We start from the raw sequence: 18703 nt of genomic DNA, 5'->3' as shown, positions 1-18703 counted from the left end.
CGCTACCTTGTCCTGCGGGCAGACCGCACGGGCGGCCGCAAGCCTTTGAGAATCGACGGCGTGTCGCGCAAACGACGAGGTCAGGGGGGTCTTTCGCTGCGCCGTCTCCGTCTCTATGATCTCAGTCGCGCACCGGTCGCATGCGTGGATGTACCGCGATTTCTCAGGATCAGTCAGACCGTTCGAACCGCAGGCCGGCCCGGTTCCGGCACCGGCGGTGCGCAGGACAGTTCTGCGCGTTGTTCCATGCACTTCCGTACCGCTGATCCATGACAGCTGGGAGGCGAAGGGCACGTGATCGACATGGAGCGGGACCCGCGGACGGGGAACGCCGCCGGATGAACCCTCTGACCTACACACCGCGCCTGGTGCGGGCGCTCCCGCCGGTGCACGTGAACGGGCGGACGCTGAAGGCGTACGCGATGTTCGCGGATCCGGAGCGGGCCGGCGAGCTGCCGAAGCCGGAGTGGCTGGAGCGGCACGCGGCCACGGTGCTGAGCGAGCCGCCGGGCGAGGGCGACCATCCGGCCGGCTTCCTGATCCTGCACCACGGAGCCGAAGGAACGTATCTGCTGGTGAGCCAGTGGTACGACGCCGACATGCTGAAGCACTGGGTGCGCGGCTCGGTCCCGGGGACCGACGGGGACGTGGTCTTCGCGCCGCTCGCCCAGCGGGACCTGATCGCCTGCGTCTGGGAGCTGGAGGTCGTGAAGTTCGAGCGCGACGCCTGGGTGAACACGGTGCTCGCGCGCGGCAGCGTCGACCGGGCGGCCGTCGACGCGTATCTGGACACGACGTTCTCGGGATGGGTGTGAGGGTGGCAGTGCGGCACGACATCGAAATCCGGCCGATCGAGCCGGACCAGCTGGACGCCCTGCTCGCGCTGTGCGTCGAGCACGCCGAGTACGAGAAGGCGGACTTCGCCGACGACGGGCAGGTGGAGCGCTGGCGTGCGGCGTTCTTCGGCGAGCGGCCCGTGGTGTACGGGTGGCTCGCGCTGGACGGCGGGAAGCCGTGCGGCTTCATGACCGTGACCGTCGACTTCTCCACCTGGAGCGCCGCCCGGTTCGCCCACATGGACTGCCTGTACCTCCAGGAGGCGTACCGGGGGCTGGGGCTCGGGCGGGTGTTCATGGAGCGGCTGCGGGAGTTCGCGCGGGCCGAGGGGTGCGGCTGGGCGGAGTGGCAGACGCCGCGGGACAACGAGCCGGGCATCGGCTTCTACACGCGGATGGGCGCCCGCTCCAAGGAGAAGGTCCGTTTCAGCTACGACGTCGGGATGCGTGACGGCTCGTGACGAAGACGCCCGCACCGAAGGCCCCGCCGGTCCCGCTGCCGCCGTGGTCGATCGACCCGGCCGACCAGGCCGGTCCTGCGCCCGCGCTCGGCGACCTGGTCCGCGCGGCGGCGCTCAACTGGCCGGACCGCGCGGCCCTGCACGACGGCCTGCTCGGCCTCACCTTCGCCGCGCTGGAGGAGCGGGCCGCCACGCTCGCGGCCTGGCTGGCCGGGCACGGCGTGGGCCCGGACGACCGGGTGGCGATCCTCGCCGAGAAGAGCGCGCTGATGCCGGTGCTCGCCATCGCGGTGTGGAAGTGCGGCGCCGTGTACGTGCCGCTCGACGGTACGGCCCCGGAGCCGCGGCTGCGCGGACTGCTGGACCGGCTCGACGCGCGGATCGTGCTGGCGCTCGACGACCGGGAACCGGTCGTCGAGGGGGTCCGCTGGGCGGGCCGGGCGGAGCTGGACGGGGTCCTCGCGGGCCCGGCGCGGGAGTGGCCGACCGTGCCGCACCGGCCCGGCTCCCTCGCGTACATCATCTTCACCTCGGGCTCCACGGGTGAGCCCAAGGGCGTGGAGATCACGGTCGACAGCCTGGTCGCGTACTTCGGGAACCACAACGAGGTGCTGCGGTTCACCCCCGCGTCACGGGTGTTCAGCCTCTCGCCGTTCCACTTCGACGTGTCGATCGAGGACACGCTGCTGCCGCTGTCGCTCGGCGCGTACGTCCACCAGTTCCGCGGGATGCACGCCGGGGCGGTGATGCGGGCGGTCATCACGCGCGAGCGGATCACCCATCTCATCGCGGTCTCCACGCTGTTGACGCTGATCACCGACGGCGGGCGGCACGTCACCCGGGAGAACTTCCCGTGCCTGGAGATGGTGATGACGGGCGCGGAGGTCTGCGACCCGGGGGTCATCAACGTGTGGAAGGACGGCCTGCCCGAGGTCCGGGTGATCAACGTCTACGGGCCGACGGAGACGACCATCGTCTGTGTCGCCCACGAGATCGTGCGGGTGGACCCCGAGCGGGTCGACTCCTATCCGATCGGCCGGCCGCTGCGCGGGGTGGCGGCGCGGCTCGTGGACGACGGGGTGCCGGTCCACGAGCCGGGCCGCGTCGGGGAGTTGTGGATCGGCGGCGAGCAGGTGATGCGCGGCTACCACGGCCGGCCGGAGGAGACCGCCCGGCGCGTGGTGGAGGTGGACGGCGTCCGCTACTACCGCACCGGCGACCTCTGCGCGTACGACGGGAACGGCGACCTCGTCTTCCGGGGCCGGAACGACGACGAGGTGAAGCTCGCCGGCCGGCGGATCCATCTGGGCGAGATCCGGCAGACCGTGCTGAGCTGCCCCGGCGTCGAGCGGGCGGCCGTCGCACTGGTCCCCCGGCGGGGCCATGACGTGATCGCCCTGGTGGTGATGGCGCCGGACCGGGCGGCGGTGGCGGCCGCGGAGAAGCGGCTCGCCGAGCTGCTGCCCGCGTACATGCTGCCGACCGTGGTCGCCTGGTCGCCCGAGCTCAGCGTCTCCTCGACGGGCAAGACGGACGAGAAGCTGCTCATGGGACGGCTCGCCGAGGCGGTCCGGGAGGCGAGCGCGACCCGCTTCGCGTTCACCCCGGCCGGGGACGTCGAGCCCGTCGACGGGGACGGCCATGCCTGACCCGGAGACGGCGCTCCACCCCGAGTTCGGCCGGCTGGCCGCCGCCCGCCGGATCATGGCGGTACGGGCGTCGACCGGGTCGCTCGCGCAGGACCGAGCCAACGCCGAGCGCTGGATCGCCCGCTTCGGCGGCGCCGTCGACCCGGCGGACGGTGCCGCGGTCGCGCGGGGGGCGCACTCGGTCACCGTCCGGCCCCCGCGCGAGGACCCGGACAGCCCCTGGGTCGTCTACATCCACGGCGGCGGGATGGTCTACTACTCGACCGAGGTCTTCCAGCCCTTCTTACGCACGCTGGCGGGCACCCTCCGGGCGCCCGTGGAGGCGTTCGACTACCCGAAGGCGCCGGAGCACACCGTCGAGGAGTCGGTGGAGCTGCTGGCCGACCACATCGCCTCGCGCTGCGGTGAGTTGACGGACCGTCCGGTGGTGCTGGCGGGCGACAGCGTCGGGGGGCTGCTCGCGCTCTATCTGGGTCTGCGGGTCCTGCCGGGGGTGTTCGAGCGGATCGTGCTCCTCTACCCGGTCCTCGACCTGCGGACCGAGCGGGCGTCCTACCGGGCCTTCGGTGAGGGCCACTTCCTCGACCGGGACGCCATGCGGACCTTCACCTCGCTCCTCGAACCCTTCTTCTCGGCCCGGGACTTCGATCCGATGCGGCTGCCGGAGAGCGAGCTGGCGCGGCTGCCGGGCTGCTCGATCGTGACCGCCGGCTGTGACGTCCTCCGGGACGAGGGGCTCGCCTGGGCGGAGCGGACGGCCGCGCGCTCGCCCGGCCTGCGGCACCTGCACTTCCCCGACCTCCCGCACGACTTCTGTCTGTACGCCGGCCGGCTGGCCTCGGCGGGGAGCGCGGTCGCCGAGATCGCCAGGACCGCCTTTCCGCTTCATCCTCTCGACGAACGGGGTCGCTCGTGACCGCACACCACGCCGCCGCGGGTCCGCTGCCCGCCCTCGGCGACCTGCTGGCCGGCCCGGCGCGTCGGTGGCCGGACCGCGTGGCGATCGACGACGGGCGCGTACGGCACACCTTCGCCGAGCTCGAACAGGGCGCCCTGAAGATCGCGGCCTGGCTGGAGGGACAGGGGGTGGGCCCGGGCGACCGGGTCGTGGTCCTCACCGAGACCCGACCTGTCATGCCCATGATCATCCTGGGCATCTGGAAGCGCGGCGCCGTCCACGTCCCCGTCGACGGAACGGAACCCGACCCCCGCCTCCACGCGCTGCTCGACCGGATCCGGCCCGCCGCCGTGATCACCCCGCCCGGGCGGCCCCCGGTGCTCCCCGGCGTCCCGATGCTCGACGGGGAGGCGCTGGTCCCGGTCCTCTTCGGGCCCGCCGTCCCACACACCACCGTGGCCCACGGGCCGGAGGACATCGCGTACGTCGTCTTCGCCTCCGGCGCCACCGGAGAGCCGCAGGGCGCCGAGATCACCGCCGCCGGCCTGCTCGCCCACTTCACCGGCCACAACGAGGTGCTGGGCCTCACGCCCGACTCCCGCGTGCTGAGCCTCTCCCCGTTCCACTTCGACGTGTCCCTGCTCGACACCCTGCTCCCCCTGTCCGTGGGAGCCTTCGTCCACCAGTTCCGCGGCCTCCCGGCCGGCGCCGTCCTCCGCGCCACGCTCGCGCGGCAGCACATCACCCACCTCGTCGCCGTCACCATGCTGCTCGGACTGATCACCGACGACGGGCGGCACATCAACCGGGACGTACTCCCCTCCCTCGACGTGGTGATGACGGGGGCTCAGGTCTGCCCGCCGCACCTGCTGCGCTCCTGGGCCCGCGGGCTCCCCGGGATCCGTCTCGTGCAGGCGTTCGGCCCGCCGGAGGCCACGATCTTCGGCCTCACCCACACCGTCCGCGCCGAGGACGTCGAGAGCGGCGCCCCCTGCCCGGTCGGCCGGCCCCTGCGGGGCACCCTCGCCAAGCTCGTACGGGACGGGGCCGAGGTGCGCGGGCCCGGCGCGGAGGGCGAGCTCTGGATCGGCGGCCCCCAGGTCATGCGCGGCTACTTCGACCAGCCCGAGGAGACCGCCCGGCTGGTCGTCGAGGCCGACGGGACGCGCTGGTTCCGCACCGGGGACGTCTGCGCGTACGACGACGGCGGCGCCCTCGTGCTGCGCCGCCACGCCGACGACCGGATCACCTGGCTGGCGGGGCGCCGCACCCACCTGTACGAGATCGAGCGGGCCGCCCTGAGCTGTCCCGCGGTCGAGCGGGTCACCGCCGCCGTCGTCCGGCGCGGCCCCCGCGACGTCGTCGCCCTCGCCGTCGCCGCGAAGGACGCGGAGACGCTCCACGACGTCGCCCACCAGCTGCGGGGCCTCCTGCCCGAGCCGCTGCGCCCGGCGGTGCTCGTCCGGACCGTGCCGGGACACGAGCCCGACGCGCCGCTGCTGGCCCAGCGGCTCACGGCGGTGGACCCGACGTCCTCCCCGTACCTCGACATGTCGGCCGATGGCGCCGTCGAGCCCTTCGACGACGCCGACAAGGAGGAGATATGACCACAGCGGTGAACGACCCGGTCAAGGAGAAGGTCGCCGCCTACCTGGAGACGGCGCTCGGCAAGCCGGTGGACCTCGCCCCGCTCCCGGACACCACCCCGCTCAACACCCTGGGCCTGGACTCCCTGCTCACCATCAGCGTCCTCGTCACCCTCCTGGAGGACGCCGGCGTCGACCTCGGCGAGCACGCGGACTCCCTCGTCACGCCCAGCACCCTCGGCGACCTGTACGCCCTCGCCGGCCGCTTCCTGGGCGAGCCGGAGGAGCGGCCCGCCGCCGACACCGCCACCGCCGAACCCCGGGAGCATAACGACCAACTCGCCTACTACCAGGCCAAGCTCGCGTACGAGATCGACTCCGCGGACCTCCGCGACGCCCTCGCGGCCGGGCAGGACCTCGTCGTCGTCGACGGGCGGAGCAGCGAGTCGTACGCGGCGGAGCACATCCCCGGCGCGGTCAGCATCCCGCACCGCTCGATCTCCCAGGACGCGCTGGCCGGGCTCTCCCGGGCGCCGCTGTACGTGACGTACTGCGACGGGATCGGCTGCAACGCCTCCACCAAGACGGCGATCAAGCTGGCGACGGCGGGCTTCCGGGTGAAGGAGCTGATCGGCGGCCTCGACTGGTGGAAGCGGGACGGCCACCCGACGGAGGGCCACGCCGCCCCGGAGCACAGCCACCACGCCGGCTGCGGGTGCTGACCGCCGGCGGCCCGCGGCCGGCCGGCACGACCGTCCGAACCGTCCGACCCTCCCTCCGACCGTCCGTCCGTCCCTTCCAGAACCGGGGAGCCGCCCTGTGAGCACCGAGGAGCACGACGACAGGCCGCTGGACGTGGCGGTGGTGGGCGGCAGCCTCGCCGGCTGCGCCGCCGCCGTCCACTTCGCCACGATGGGGTACCGGGTGGCGGTCTTCGAGAAGCGGGCGACGCCCGAGGAGCACCACAAGCAGCTCTGCACCCACTTCGTGCAGCCGCACACGGTGCCGCTGCTCAACGCCCTCGGGCTCGCCCATCTCCGGGAGCCGTCCTGGTCGGTGGCGACCAAGGCCGTGTTCGTGACGCCCGGGGGCGTGGTCGACACGCCGGGCCCCGGATACGATCCCGCGCGGCCGGACTCGTACGCGCTCAACCTGGAGCGGCGGGTCCTGGACCCGGCGATCCGGGAGTCGGCGCGGCGGCACGGCGTGCGGTTCGTGGCGGCCACCGGGGTGGAGGGCGTCGAGGAGGGCGGCGACGGCCTGACCGTCGTGCACACGCGGGGCGAGGCCGGCGAGCGGCGGTACCGGGCGCGGCTCGTGGTGGCGGCGGACGGGCGGCGCTCGCGGCTGGCCGGGCTGCTGGGCAACGAGGCCGAGAGCCGGCCCAACGAACGCGCCGCGCTCTTCGGCTACTTCAGGGGGATCGAGGCGCCGCCGGACAACCGGTCGGTCTTCGTGATGAACGAGCGTGACCTGGCCTGCAGTTACCCGCTCGTCGACGGCCGGACGGAGCTTGTGCTCTTCGCGGAGAAGGCGCGGGTCGAGGGGTGGCGGCGCGGCTCCGAAGGCCGGATGCAGGAGTTCCTGAAGTACTTCGACGGGCTGGCGGAGGCGCCGTCGGTGGCCGACGCGGTGCCGGAAGGACCGCTGCTCGGCTACAGCGACTATCCGAGCCTCATCCGGCGGCCGGTGGCCGGTTCGGTGCCGTTCGTCGGCGACGCGGCCCTGTCGCTGGACGCGATGAGCGGCGTCGGCGTCGGTTTCGCCCTCCTCACCGCGCAGTCGCTGGCCCGCTCGTTCACCGGCCGGAGTCTGGACGCGGACGGGGTCCGCGACGGACTCGACGCCTACCGGCGGGAGTTCGAGAAGACCCTGCTGCCGCACGCCGAGGGGATCTGCGGGGACTCCCTCGTCGGCAAGGACGAGGCCACCCGCAAGCGGATGTTCGAGACCATCTGCGGAGACCCGGAACTCGCCGAGAAGTACCTGGCCCTGACCGGGCGCATGATCATGCCGGCCGAGTTCCAGCGGGCCTTCATGCGCGGCCTGATGGCCCGCGGCGCGGCCGCGGCACGGAGGTAGCCCCGCCGACCCCCGTCCCTCACCCCCCACCACCGGACATCCACCAGCGGAAGTCCGGCACCGGACATCCCCCAGGGAAGGACACCGACCGATGCCGCGTGTCGCGTTCACCACGTTCGCGATCCTGAAGAAGCCGTACGGGAATCCCGAGGTCCAGGAGTTCGACGACCTGACGCCGCCGACCTTCGAGGAGGCGGAGCGCAGCCCCGGATTCATCGCCCGGGCCAAGGAGGACCCCGGGCAGAGCCATCTCACCAACTTCCAGCGGGACTGGGGTGCGTGGGGGAAGTTCGAGGTGCCCCGCTTCTACACCGGCGGCCGCACCGACGACACCGACAGCCGGGCCTCCACCCTCTCCCTCTGGGCCGACCTGGACTCCGTCCTCGCCTTCGCCTACGGCGGGCTGCACCGCTCCACGCTGGCCCGGCGTCACGAGTGGTTCCTGAAGCCCGAGTGGCCCTCGTACGCGGCCTGGTGGGTCCCCGACGACACCGTCCCCACCTGGGCGGACGCCTGCGCCCGGCTGGAGCACCTGCACGACCACGGGCCCTCGCCGTTCGCGTTCTCCTTCCGCGCGCCGTTCGACGCCGACGGCGCCCCGGCGCGGCTGCGCGGCGCCGCCGAGCGACGCGGCTCCTGACGCCGCCCCGCCCGTCCCTTCCCACTCCACCAGGGGGTCCCCTTGATCACGCGCGCCTTCGACCGGTCGGCGATGAGCTGGTCGTACGAGATGAACCTGCAACCCATGCTGTCCGCGACCGACATCGAGGGGCTGCCGTTCGGCTCCGTCTTCGGCAGCGTCCCCGCGCACACCGTCTCGAAGCGCCACGCCCACCAGGACGGCGAGATGTTCATCGTCCTGTCCGGCAGGGCGGTCGTCGTGCTCGGCGACGAGGAGCGTGAGCTGGGGCCGGGGAGCGTCTGCTACCTGTCGCCGTTCGGCTTCCACGAGATCCGCAACGACCACGACGAGCCGTTCGACCTCGTGTCGGTGTACTGGGAGCACATCCCGAGCGCCGTCGCCGTCCTGGACAAGGCTCCCCCGCGGGACCGGCTCGCCGACCGGACCCTGGTGTTCTGCCCGCCGCCCACCCCCAACGGCGGCCTCCACCTGGGCCACCTCGCCGGCCCGTACGTCCGCGCCGACCTGCTGGTGCGCGCGCTGCGCAGCACCGGCCGGGACGCCCGGTACGTCACCGGCACCGACGACCACCAGTCGTACGTGGCCGCCGCCGCCCGCCTGGACGGGACGACCCCGGCGGCCGTGGCCACCGCCGCGGGCGACGCCATCGTGGCGACCCTGCGCGCGGCCGGCGTCGGCGTCGACCGGCTCACCCGGCCCGCCGGGGACCCCGGCCACGCCGACCGGATCCGGGCGCTCCTCGACCGGGTCGCCGCGTCGCCCGCGGTACGGGAGGAGGAGCGGGCGACCGCGTACTGCCCGAGCTGCGACCTCTCGCTGCACCAGGCGTTCGCCCGCGGGGCCTGCGCCCACTGCGCCGCCGCCAGCGACGGGGAGATCTGCGAGGCGTGCGGGCGGCCCAACGAGGCCCGGGAGCTGACCGGCGTCCGGTGCCGGATCTGCGGCACGGCGGCCGTCACCCGCCCGGAGCGGGCGCTCTGGCTCGATCTGAACGCCTACGCGGACGAGCTGCGGGAGTACCTGCGGGTCACGGCCACCGCCCCCGACCTGCGGATCCTGGTCGAGCGGCTGCTCGACGAGGGGCTGCCGCCGTACCGGCTCGCGCGGACCACCGACTGGGGCGTCGACCTCGGCGAGGGCCGGGCGCTCGACGCCTGGGCGGACCTCGCCCTCACCTTCCTCGACGCGGCGAAGGCCGAGGCCGAGGAGGGCGGGCCGGCCCGGATCACGCTCTTCCTCGGCTACGACAACAGCTTCTACTACGCGGTGCTGCTGCCGGTGCTCGCCTTCGCGGCCGGGCTCGGCGAGCACCTCCCGGCCGCGTTCGTCACCAACCAGTTCCTGCACCTGGGCGACGAGAAGTTCTCCACCAGCCGGGGCCACGCCGTGTGGGCCGACGACGCCCTCGCCGCGTCGGGGGCGGACGCGGTACGGCTCGCGCTGCTCCGGGACGCGCCGGAGGGCCGGGTCACCCGGATCACCGAGGAGCGCGCCGGCCGGCTGACCGAGGACCCGCTGTACCTCGCGGCGCACGCCTGGCTCGACGGCTTCGCGGAGCTGGGCGGGAAGGGCGACGGCGTGGTGCCGGGGACGGGCGCCTGGACGGACGCGCACCGCGAGTTCTACCGGTACCTGAACCTGGCGACCCGTCAACTCGACGGCCTGGTCCTGCCCGAGGCGTTCAGTGCGCGCGGCTACGTCGAGCTGCTGGAGTCCTTCGTGAAGCGGTGCGCCGAGTTCCGGGCGACGGAGCGGGTGGCCCGCCAGGTCCCGTCGCTCGCGGAGGAGGCCCGGACCAGCCTGGCGCTCGAGTACCTGGCGGCCAAGGCGTTCGCCGCGCTGGCCTGGCCGGTCACGCCGGGGCTCGCCGAGCGGGTCTGGGCGTGGCTGGGCCTGCCGGGCGAGCCGGTCCGGGAGGCCGACTGGTCGTTCCTGCCGTCCGGCACCCGGTGCACGGCGCCCGCGCCCGCGCCGGCCGCGAGCGGGCGATCGTGACCGACGCCGACCCGACCGGTCCCCCAGTCGGGGAGCTGCCCGCCGTGGCGGACGTCGTGGTGGTGGGCGCCGGGATCACCGGCGCCGCCGTCGCGCACCACCTGGCCCGCCGGGGCGCGGCCGTCGTCGTCCTGGAGCAGGCCCCCCGCCCGGGCGCCGCCGGGGCGACCGGCTCCTCCGGCGGCATGGTCCGCGCCTACGACCCCGATCCGGCGTCGGCCCCGCTGGCCGTGGCCGGTCTCGCCGCCTACCGGGACCCGGGTCTCTGGGCGTCGGGCCGGGCCCCGCTGCGTGCGGTCGGCGCGGTGACCGTCGCCGATCCCGGCCGGGAGGCCGTCCTGCGGGCGGCGGCGGACCGGATCAACGCGGTCCTCGGCACGTCGGCGCACGTGGTGGCGGGCCCCGCGGAGGCGGCGGGCGTCGGGCTGGCCGGCGGGATCGCGCTGGTCGAGCCCGAGGCCGGCTGGGTCGCCCCGGCGGAGGTCACGGCGGACTGGCTGGAGCAGGCGCGCGCGGACGGCGCCGTCGTCCGCTGCGGGGTGCCCGTGCGGGCGGTGGAGGCGCGCGGCGGACGCCCGGCGGTGGTCACCGGCGCGGGCACGGTGCTGGCCGGGGCCGTGGTGTCGGCGGTCGGGCCGTGGGCGGCCGACCCGGTGCCCGGGCTGCGGCCGGTGGTCCCGGTCCGCTCGCGGTCGATCCAGGTCGGCGTGGTCGGGCGCGGCCCTGCCGTGCCGGACCACGCGACCTTCGTCGACCTGCGGACCGGTCTGTACGCCAAGCCGGTCGGCGCGGACCGCACGCTGATCGGCATGCCGCACCTGGTCTGGGACGCGCCGGTCGGCGCGCCGCCGGACCCCGGGCACGCGCGGGCGACCGTCGCCGCGCTCACCGCCCACTTCCCGTGGCTCGTGTCGGCGCCGTACCTCGACACCGTCCGCGCGGCCGACGCCTACGGCGCGCCGGACCGCGACGGTCCGGCGTCCGGGCTGCTCACGGGGACCGGCGTGCCGCACGTCTGGGCGGTGCGGGGCTGGAACGGCGGCGGCGTCAAGACGGCGCCGGAGGCCGGCCGCCGCATCGCCGACGCGGTCCTGACCCACACCTGACCGCCTCAGACCCGGCGCCCCACCCGGCGTCCGGACCGGCGCCCGCCGACGGCGCGCTCCGGGGCCGCACGACTCTCATCCATCTCGTCAAGGGGGAACAGTGATCCGCTGCCACGACGTGCTCGGCATCGGCTTCGGACCGGCCAACCTGGCCCTGGCCATCGCCCTGGAAGAAGAGGGGCACGATCTGGACATCCGCTTCCTGGAGGCCCGCCCGGGGCCCTCGTGGCAGAGCGCGATGATGCTCGACGGCTCGGACATCCAGAACCACCCGGTACGCGACCTGGTGTCGCTGCGCAATCCGCGCAGCCGCTACAGCTTCATCAACTACCTCTTCGAGAACGGGCGGTTGCTCGACCACCTCAACCTCCCGATGGAGTTCCCGCTGCGCAAGGAGTACGCGCAGTACGTGACCTGGGCGGCGGGTCACTTCGACCGGCTCGTCGACTACGGCACGCACGTCACCGGCGTCACGCTCGGCCGGGACGCCGAGGGCCGGCCCCGCTACACGGTCACCACCTCCGCCGGGGAGACCCTCCAGGCGCGGGTCCTGGTCGTCGGCACCGGGCGGGCCCCGTTCGTCCCGGAGCCCTTCGACGCGGTCGACTCGCCGCGCGTCTTCCATCTGACGCGGTACCTGCCGGCCCTGCGGGAGCTGGAGGAGGCGGGGGTGGTGCCGCGCCGGGTGACGGTGGTGGGCGGCAGCCAGAGCGCGGTGGAGCTGACCCTGGACCTGGCCCGGCGCTATCCGCGGGCGGAAGTGACGACGCTCGTACGGTCGCTGACGCTCCGTGAGAAGGACACCAGTCCGTTCAGCGAGGAGGGGTACTTCCCCGGCTTCACCGACTACTACTACGGGGCCTCGCGGGAGCGGAAGGACGCCATCGACCGGTTCATGCGGCTGACGAACTACTCGTCCGCCGACGGGGACGTGCTGCGCGAGCTCTACCGGCTGATCTACGAGCAGCGGCTCGACGGCGAGCAGCGGGTGTTCGTCAGCGGAAGCCGGCAGGTGCGGTCCCTGGAGGTGGGCGAGGACGGCGTACGGATGCGCGTGGACGAGCTGAACACCGGGGAGTCCGAGGTGCACGAGGCCGACTTCGTCGTCCTGGCCACCGGCTTCCGCGACCTCGGCCCGGCCGCCCACCAGGAGCGCGTCCCGGCGCTGATGCGCGGGGTGGCGGAGGAGTTCGCGTTCGACGCGCACGGCTATCTGGCCGTGGGACCCGACTACGAGGTGCGGCCGGTGGCGGCAGGGACGCCGCCGCTCTTCCTCAACGGCCTGTGCGAGTCCAGCCACGGCATCGGCGACGCCGGGTCGTTCAGCCTGCTGTCGCTGCGGGCCAAGGTCATCGCGGAGAGCCTCCGGAAGCGCCTCCCGTGACGGAGCCTCCGGACGCTTCGGGAGCGGTGACGGGCGAGGGGGTGCCGACCGGCGGCCGGACGGCGGCGGCACGGCCCGAGCGGGCGATCGCCGGCCGGGTCGCCGGCGGGGTCCTCGGTGCCGGGCTGCTGGTGATGCCGCCGGTCGTGACGGCCCTGGCGGGCGGGGCCGGTCTCCTCGTCTGGGCGGCGCACGTCCTGCTGGGCGGCTCGGTCGCCCTGGTGCTGGCCGAGCTGGTCCGCGCCCGGCTCGGCCCGGTCTCCCTCGCCGGGGCGGCCGGGGCGCTGCTCGGCACCTGGGCGGAGCGGACGGTCGACGGCGTCTTCGCCGTCGCGTTCACCGCCGGGCAGGCCGCGATCGCCTGGTTCGCCGCGACCGCGCTGCTGACCGCCGCCGACGGCGCGCCGCCGGCGGCGGGGGCGGACGGGCTGCCGCTCGCCCTCGGCGTGCTCCTCGTGGGCGTGGCGGGGGCGCTCGCCCCGCTGACGCCCCCGGCGGCGCTGCTGCGGTGGCGGCCGTGGGCCGCCGGGATCCTGGCGCTGGTGTGCGCCGTCTGGTTCTGGCCGGCCGATCCGGGCCCGGGGACGACGCTGGCGCCGTCGGGCTTCTCGGAGCCGGGCGCCCTGTGGCTGGCGCTCGCGGCGCTGTTCTTCGCCGGTGTCGGCTGGGAGGCCGTCACCGGGGCCGTCCCCGCGATCGGGGCCGGGCGGCGGCGCACCGCCGCCGGGGTGGTCCTGGGGGCGGCGTGCGTGGCGGTCGCCTGTCTGGGCCTGGCGGCGGTCCAGGAGCGGGGCGCCGGTGCGCCGGTCGCGGCGCCGCTGCGGTGGGTGCTCGCCGTGGCGACGGCCGCCGTCCTGACGTCGTACGTCCTCACCAACGTCCGCACGGCGGCCCGGATCGCGGCGCGGCTGCGCCCCGGCGGGGCCGCCGCCCGGCCCTCCCCGTGGCTGGTCCTGGCCGTCGGCGCGGCGTGCTGCGCCTTCGCCTGGGCGGGGGCGCGGGACGGCGGCGTACCCCTGCTGCTGCTCGGTCCCGCCGCGGCGGCGCTGGTCGGGTACGCGCTGGGCGCCGCCGCGGCCGTACGTCACGGCGGGCCGCCGCTGCGGGCCGCCGGGGCGCTGCTGCTGGCCGTGCTCACGGGCCTGGCGGTGCTCGCCGTTCCGTTCCTGTCCGGCGCCTGAGCGGGCCGGGCGTTCCACCCGTACCTTTTCCACCCCTCTCCGAGGAGACCCCTCATGAACGCCTCCCGCCTCGAATCCGAGGTCCGCAGCTACAGCCGGAACTGGCCCGTGGTCTTCGACCAGGCCCGCGGCAGTCGGCTCACCGACCGTGACGGCCGCGTCTATCTGGACTTCTTCGCGGGCGCGAGCGCCCTCAACTACGGCCACAACCATCCTGTGTTGAAGCGTGCGCTGCTCGACTACCTGGAGCGGGACGGGGTCACGCACAGCCTGGACATGATGACGGTGGCGAAGGAGGACTTCCTCCGCGAGTTCGGGGCGCGGGTGCTGGGCCCCCGGCGGCTCGACTACCGGGTCCAGTTCCCCGGCCCGACCGGCACCAACAGCGTGGAGGCCGCGCTGAAACTGGCCCGGAAGGTGACGGGGCGTCACACCGTGGTCGCCTTCACCGGCGCCTTCCACGGCATGTCGCTGGGCTCCCTGGCGGTCACCGGGAACGCCTCCAAGCGCGGCGGCGCCGGGGTGCCGCTCGGGCACACCTGGCGCCTTCCGTACGACGGCTTCGCCGGGGGCGAGGTGTCCGGCCTGAAGCTGCTCGACAGCATGCTCGCCGACCGCAGCAGCGGCCTGGAGACGCCGGCCGCCGTCATCGTGGAGACGGTGCAGGGCGAGGGCGGCGTGAACCCGGCCGGGCACACGTGGCTGGCGGACCTGGCGGAGCTGTGCGACCGGCGGGGCATCCTGCTGGTCGTGGACGACATCCAGATGGGCTGCGGGCGGACCGGGCCGTTCTTCAGCTTCGAGGCCGCCGGGATCACGCCGGACATCGTCTGCCTGTCCAAGTCGCTGAGCGGGTACGGGCTGCCGATGGCGCTGACGCTCTTCCGCACCGAGCTGGACGTCTGGCAGCCGGGCGAGCACAACGGCACCTTCCGCGGCAACAACCCGGCCTTCGTGACGGCGGCTGCGGCGCTGCGGGAGTTCTGGGCGGACGGCGTCCTGGAGAAGCAGACCGAGGTGCGGGGCGCGCTCTTCGAGGAGCGGCTCGGCGAGCTCGCGGGGCGGTACGCGGCGCAGGTGTCGGCCCGGCGCGGGCGGGGCCTGGCGTGGGGCCTGGCCTTCCGGGAGGCGGAGGTCGCCCGGCGGGTCGCCGACGGGGCGTTCGCCCGGGGGCTGCTGGTGGAGACCTCCGGTTCCGACGACGAGGTGGTGAAGCTGCTGCCGCCGCTCACCGCCACCGACGAGGAGCTGGCCGAGGGGCTGGACGTCCTGCGGGAGTCGGTGGCCGCGGCCTTGGGCGGCTGAGCGTCACGGGCGGTGCCGTCGCAGGCGGCGCCGTCACGGGCGGTGCCGTCACGGGGGGGGGTGCCGTCACAACCGGTGCCGTCGCAGGCGCGCCGATGACCGGCTCCGCCCCCGTCACGGTGTCGCGGACGCGACCGCCTCCCCCTCCGGTGCCGGGCCGGGCGCGGCCTCGCCCGCCGGGCCGCGTTCGGTGAACCAGTGGGTGCGGACGGCGTCCGTGGGTCGCTGGTCGCCGAGCGCGTCCAGGCCCCAGAGTGCCAGGGCCTGGACGACCGGGCGCAGTTCGGCCCCGCGCGGGGTGAGCTGATAGACGGTCGCGTTGGCCGGCCGCTCCAGGCGGCGGCGCTCGACCAGCCCCTCGCCCTCCAGCTGCTTGAGCCGGCTGGCGAGGATGTCGGTGGAGACGCCGGGGAGGTCGGCGTGGAGGTCGGTGTACCGCCGCGGGCCGTGCAGGAGCTCCCGGACGATCAGCAGGCTCCAGCGCTCCCCCACCGCGTCCAGGGCTCGGGCGACGGCGCAGTACTGGTCGTAGCTTCGGCGTGGCATGGTGGCCAGCATAACCAAAAGGTTGGACTTTCCAAGTGGGTACTTGGTAGAACGAAGCAGCCACAGCGGCGCGGATGACGGTGACAGTGACGGTCGGGAGGCCGCAGATGACGTTTCGACAGTCCAGCAAGTTGAAGGACGTGTGCTACGAGATCCGTGGCCCGGTCGTCGACCAGGCCAACGCCCTGGAGGAGGCGGGTCACAGCGTCCTGCGGCTGAACACCGGCAATCCCGCGCCGTTCGGCTTCGAGGTGCCGGAGGAGATCCTCCAGGACATCATCCGCAACCTGCCCAACGCGCACGGCTACAGCGACTCCCGGGGCATCCTGCCGGCCCGGCGCGCGGTCATGCAGTACTACCAGCAGCGCGGCGTCACGGGTGTCACCGTCGACGACGTCTACCTGGGCAACGGCGCCTCCGAGCTGATCCAGATGGCCGTGCAGGCGCTGGTCGACGACGGCGACGAGGTCCTGGTGCCGATGCCCGACTACCCGCTGTGGACGGCGGTGGTGCGGTTCGCCGGCGGCCGGCCCGTGCACTACCTGTGCGACGAGGAGGCGGACTGGTTCCCCGACCTCGACGACATCGCCTCGAAGATCACCGACCGCACCAAGGCCATCGTCGTCATCAACCCCAACAACCCCACGGGCGCGGTCTATTCGAAGGAGCTCCTGGAGGGCATCCTCGAACTCGCCCGCCGCCACGGCCTGATGGTGCTGGCCGACGAGATCTACGACAAGATCCTCTACGACGACGCCGAGCACCACTGCCTGGCCGCGATGAGCGACGACGTGCTGACGCTCACCTTCAACGGCCTCTCCAAGTCCTACCGGGTGGCCGGCTTCCGCAGCGGCTGGCTGGTCGTCTCCGGCCCCAAGGGGCGGGCCACGGACTACCTGGAGGGCCTGACCATGCTGGCCGGCATGCGCCTGTGCCCCAACGTGCCGGCGCAGTACGCCGTCCAGGCCGCGCTCGGCGGCCGCCAGTCGATCCACGACCTGACGCTGCCGACGGGCAGGCTCACCGAGCAGCGCGACGTCGCCTGGCGGGCGCTGAACGAGATCCCGGGCGTGAGCTGCGTCAAGCCCAAGGGCGCCCTGTACGCCTTCGCCAAGCTGGACCCGGCGGTGCACAAGATCGTCGACGACGAGCGGCTCGTCCTCGACCTGCTGCTGCGCGAGAAGATCCACATCGTCCAGGGCACCGGCTTCAACTGGCCCCGGCCGGACCACTTCCGCTTCGTCACGCTGCCGCGCGCCGACGACCTGGAGACCGCGATCAACCGCATCGGCCGCTTCCTCTCCACCTATCGCCAGTAGCGCCCCGAGCCGGGGCGCCGGATGCAGATTTCCGGCCAATCCGGCGTGCGGGCACCTGAATTGACGTATCGACAGACCGGACGCGAAGCGGCCGGGCAAGCTGGATCTTCCACGACCGCGCATCCGCATCCACCGGAGGAGCTCCGTTGAACCGTCAGAGCCAACGCCCGCCCGCCGTGATCGTCATGAGCGACCTGGCGGCCCTCGCCCGCCAGCACCGCCTGATCACCGACATCGCGGAGCGCGGGCTGGCGCCGCTGGTCGTCGTCGGCCCCACCACCGACCTGGCGAAGCTGACCGGACACATCGAGGACCCGGCGCACCCGCTGTCGCGGATCCGGGCCGTCCGCCAGTTCCCGGACGCCGTGATCGCCGGGGTCCTGGCGTCCGTGCAGGACTGGATCGCCGACTACGACATCCGCGGCGTGATCTGCAGCGGCGAGGTCTTCGTCGACCCGTGCGGCGTGCTCTCCGACGCGCTCGGCCTGCCCGGTCCCGGCGCCTGGGCGGCCCGCGTCTGCCGCGACAAGGTCATGCAGCGCGTCGTCCTCCGCGACCACGGCCCCTCCTGGCGGGCCTTCGCCCCCCACCAGCGGGACTCCGCGGCCGCCGACGCGTACCCCGCCGTCGTCAAGCCGGCCGGCCGGATGTTCAGCTCGGGCGTCGTCCGGGTCGAGAACGACGAGGAGCTGCGGGCCGCGCTCACCGCCTACGAGCCGGACGAGACGATCCTGGTGGAGGAGCTGGTCACCGGCCCCGAGTTCTCCGTCGAGGCCCTCGTCCACCGCGGCGAACTCCTGTGGAGCGGCGTCACCGCCAAGCTCACCAACGAGGACGACAGCCCCTACTTCACCGAGATCGGCCACACCAGCCCCGCCGACCTGCCGCTCGCCCACTCGGACGCGCTCGTCGCCGCCAACGCCGCCATCCTCAAGGCGCTGCGCTTCGACAGCGGCATCACCCACGCCGAGTTCCGGCTCCGGGACGGCCAGCCGGTCCTCATGGAGATCGCCGCCCGGCTCCCCGGCGACGCCATCACCATGATGTGGCACCTCGCCACCGGCCGCCCCATCGAGCCGGCCATCGTCGACCTCGCCCTCGGCGTGCGCCCCGACTACCCGGCCCCCACCCGCCGGGCCGTCCAGCGCTTCGTCGAGCACACCCCCGGCCGGCTCACCGACGTCCGCTACGAGGGCGAGCCGGTCTCCTGGATCGCCGACGACGCCGTCTGGCCCCTCGTCGAGGCCACCACCCCCGACGCGCCCGCCCGCTGCGCCTCGGTCATGGTGGGCCTCCCCCGCGGCTCCCGCCTCGGCGCGCTCCACGACTCGTCCGGCCGCTCGGCCTACGTCGTCGCGGACCTGCCGTGGGACGCCGACCCGGTCACGGAGGTCCGCGCCTACACGGACCGCGTCGAGCTCACCATCGAGGCCGACCCGGCCTGACCGCCCTGGCTCGGCCCGCCCCACGCCCCGCTCGGGGTGGGGCGGGCCGGGCCGCCGGAGCCACCGGACAGCCGGAGCCGCCGCCCACGGCCGCGCGGCAGGGCCCCGGGGCCCGTTCGTCGAGGCCCTGGACGGCCGCCGGCCCGTCGCCCCCGGTCCGGCCGGAGGTCCGGCCGGAGGTCCGGCGCCCTCTGCCCCGAGCTCGTCCCCCCGCTGCCGTCGCTCGACCGGTCGGCGGGCCGACGACATGCCCCGACGGCCCGCCGG

Annotated in this window: 15 protein-coding genes and 1 pseudogene; 15 read left to right on the top strand and 1 reads right to left on the bottom strand. The window is 74.3% G+C overall.

The annotated features are described in order from the left end of the window. Positions 1-338: 338 nt before the first annotated feature. The 13 genes from IF73_RS0115380 to ectB all read left to right on the top strand — a co-directional run bounded on the left by IF73_RS0115380 (position 339) and on the right by ectB (position 15126). The gene (locus IF73_RS0115380; RefSeq protein WP_031007938.1) at positions 339-815 is read left to right on the top strand and encodes a hypothetical protein; all 477 of its coding nucleotides are present in this window, start codon (positions 339-341) and stop codon (positions 813-815) included. Between the two features lie 2 nt (positions 816-817). Next, entirely contained in the window at positions 818-1297 is a 480-nt protein-coding gene (locus IF73_RS0115375; protein WP_234338242.1) for a GNAT family N-acetyltransferase, read from the top strand. Further along, positions 1294-2946 (top strand): amino acid adenylation domain-containing protein, encoded by a 1653-nt coding sequence (locus IF73_RS0115370; RefSeq protein ID WP_031007933.1) that lies wholly within the window; start codon positions 1294-1296, stop codon positions 2944-2946. Before IF73_RS0115375 ends, IF73_RS0115370 begins: the two co-directional genes overlap by 4 nt. Next, the gene (locus IF73_RS0115365) at positions 2939-3862 is read left to right on the top strand and encodes an alpha/beta hydrolase fold domain-containing protein (protein WP_031007931.1); all 924 of its coding nucleotides are present in this window, start codon (positions 2939-2941) and stop codon (positions 3860-3862) included. Before IF73_RS0115370 ends, IF73_RS0115365 begins: the two co-directional genes overlap by 8 nt. Beyond that, positions 3859-5451, top strand: a complete 1593-nt coding sequence (locus IF73_RS0115360) for an AMP-binding protein (RefSeq protein ID WP_051716804.1) — start codon at positions 3859-3861, stop codon at positions 5449-5451. The genes IF73_RS0115365 and IF73_RS0115360 overlap by 4 nt, the downstream gene beginning before the upstream one ends. Continuing rightward, on the top strand, positions 5448-6152 hold the full coding sequence (locus IF73_RS41435) for a rhodanese-like domain-containing protein (protein WP_199806654.1): 705 nt from the start codon (positions 5448-5450) through the stop codon (positions 6150-6152). The genes IF73_RS0115360 and IF73_RS41435 overlap by 4 nt, the downstream gene beginning before the upstream one ends. Before the next feature lie 97 nt (positions 6153-6249). Next, positions 6250-7512, top strand: coding sequence for an NAD(P)/FAD-dependent oxidoreductase (locus IF73_RS0115345; protein WP_031007925.1), 1263 nt, complete (start codon positions 6250-6252; stop codon positions 7510-7512). 91 nt (positions 7513-7603) lie between these two features. Continuing rightward, on the top strand, positions 7604-8152 hold the full coding sequence (locus IF73_RS0115340) for a DUF3291 domain-containing protein (protein ID WP_031007922.1): 549 nt from the start codon (positions 7604-7606) through the stop codon (positions 8150-8152). Positions 8153-8194: 42 nt separating this feature from the next. Then, positions 8195-10150: a class I tRNA ligase family protein gene (locus tag IF73_RS0115335; RefSeq protein ID WP_031007920.1), complete on the top strand. Its 1956-nt coding sequence runs from the start codon at positions 8195-8197 to the stop codon at positions 10148-10150. Beyond that, positions 10147-11256, top strand: a complete 1110-nt coding sequence (locus IF73_RS0115330) for an NAD(P)/FAD-dependent oxidoreductase (protein ID WP_063833428.1) — start codon at positions 10147-10149, stop codon at positions 11254-11256. The genes IF73_RS0115335 and IF73_RS0115330 overlap by 4 nt, the downstream gene beginning before the upstream one ends. 100 nt (positions 11257-11356) lie before the next feature. Then, complete coding sequence (locus IF73_RS0115325; protein WP_031007916.1) at positions 11357-12640, top strand: lysine N(6)-hydroxylase/L-ornithine N(5)-oxygenase family protein; 1284 nt, start codon at positions 11357-11359, stop codon at positions 12638-12640. Then, the gene (locus tag IF73_RS0115320) at positions 12637-13821 is read left to right on the top strand and encodes an amino acid:polyamine antiporter (protein ID WP_234338241.1); all 1185 of its coding nucleotides are present in this window, start codon (positions 12637-12639) and stop codon (positions 13819-13821) included. The genes IF73_RS0115325 and IF73_RS0115320 overlap by 4 nt, the downstream gene beginning before the upstream one ends. 54 nt (positions 13822-13875) lie before the next feature. Then, positions 13876-15126: a diaminobutyrate--2-oxoglutarate transaminase gene (ectB, locus tag IF73_RS0115315; RefSeq protein ID WP_031007912.1), complete on the top strand. Its 1251-nt coding sequence runs from the start codon at positions 13876-13878 to the stop codon at positions 15124-15126. 192 nt (positions 15127-15318) lie between these two features. Here the strand turns inward: ectB and IF73_RS0115310 are convergent. Continuing rightward, positions 15319-15672 (bottom strand): annotated as a pseudogene (locus tag IF73_RS0115310) (winged helix-turn-helix transcriptional regulator); the annotation flags it as partial. A 107-nt stretch (positions 15673-15779) separates the two neighbouring features. Between IF73_RS0115310 and IF73_RS0115305 the strand changes: the two are divergent. Together IF73_RS0115305 and IF73_RS0115300 are read left to right on the top strand one after the other, a co-directional pair. Continuing rightward, on the top strand, positions 15780-16991 hold the full coding sequence (locus tag IF73_RS0115305; protein ID WP_031007908.1) for a pyridoxal phosphate-dependent aminotransferase: 1212 nt from the start codon (positions 15780-15782) through the stop codon (positions 16989-16991). Between the two features lie 146 nt (positions 16992-17137). After that, positions 17138-18436 carry an ATP-grasp domain-containing protein gene (locus tag IF73_RS0115300; RefSeq protein ID WP_031007905.1) on the top strand — a complete coding sequence of 433 codons (1299 nt, stop codon included), beginning with the start codon at positions 17138-17140 and terminating at the stop codon, positions 18434-18436. Positions 18437-18703 lie beyond the last annotated feature (267 nt).

It is taken from the genome of Streptomyces sp. NRRL F-5727, from assembly GCF_000719555.1.
Lineage (GTDB): Bacteria > Actinomycetota > Actinomycetes > Streptomycetales > Streptomycetaceae > Streptomyces.
Note: the sequence above shows the minus strand (reverse complement) of the source record. Positions and strands in the feature narration are given on the sequence as shown.

Excerpts from the sequence above, each read along its gene's own strand:
- IF73_RS0115380 (WP_031007938.1), top strand. The coding sequence starts at position 339 with ATGAACCCTCTGACCTACACACCGCGCCTGGTGCGGGCGCTCCCGCCG.
- IF73_RS0115365 (WP_031007931.1), top strand. The coding sequence starts at position 2,939 with ATGCCTGACCCGGAGACGGCGCTCCACCCCGAGTTCGGCCGGCTGGCC.
- IF73_RS41435 (WP_199806654.1), top strand. The coding sequence starts at position 5,448 with ATGACCACAGCGGTGAACGACCCGGTCAAGGAGAAGGTCGCCGCCTAC.
- IF73_RS0115340 (WP_031007922.1), top strand. The coding sequence starts at position 7,604 with ATGCCGCGTGTCGCGTTCACCACGTTCGCGATCCTGAAGAAGCCGTAC.
- ectB (WP_031007912.1), top strand. The coding sequence starts at position 13,876 with ATGAACGCCTCCCGCCTCGAATCCGAGGTCCGCAGCTACAGCCGGAAC.
- IF73_RS0115305 (WP_031007908.1), top strand. The coding sequence starts at position 15,780 with ATGACGTTTCGACAGTCCAGCAAGTTGAAGGACGTGTGCTACGAGATC.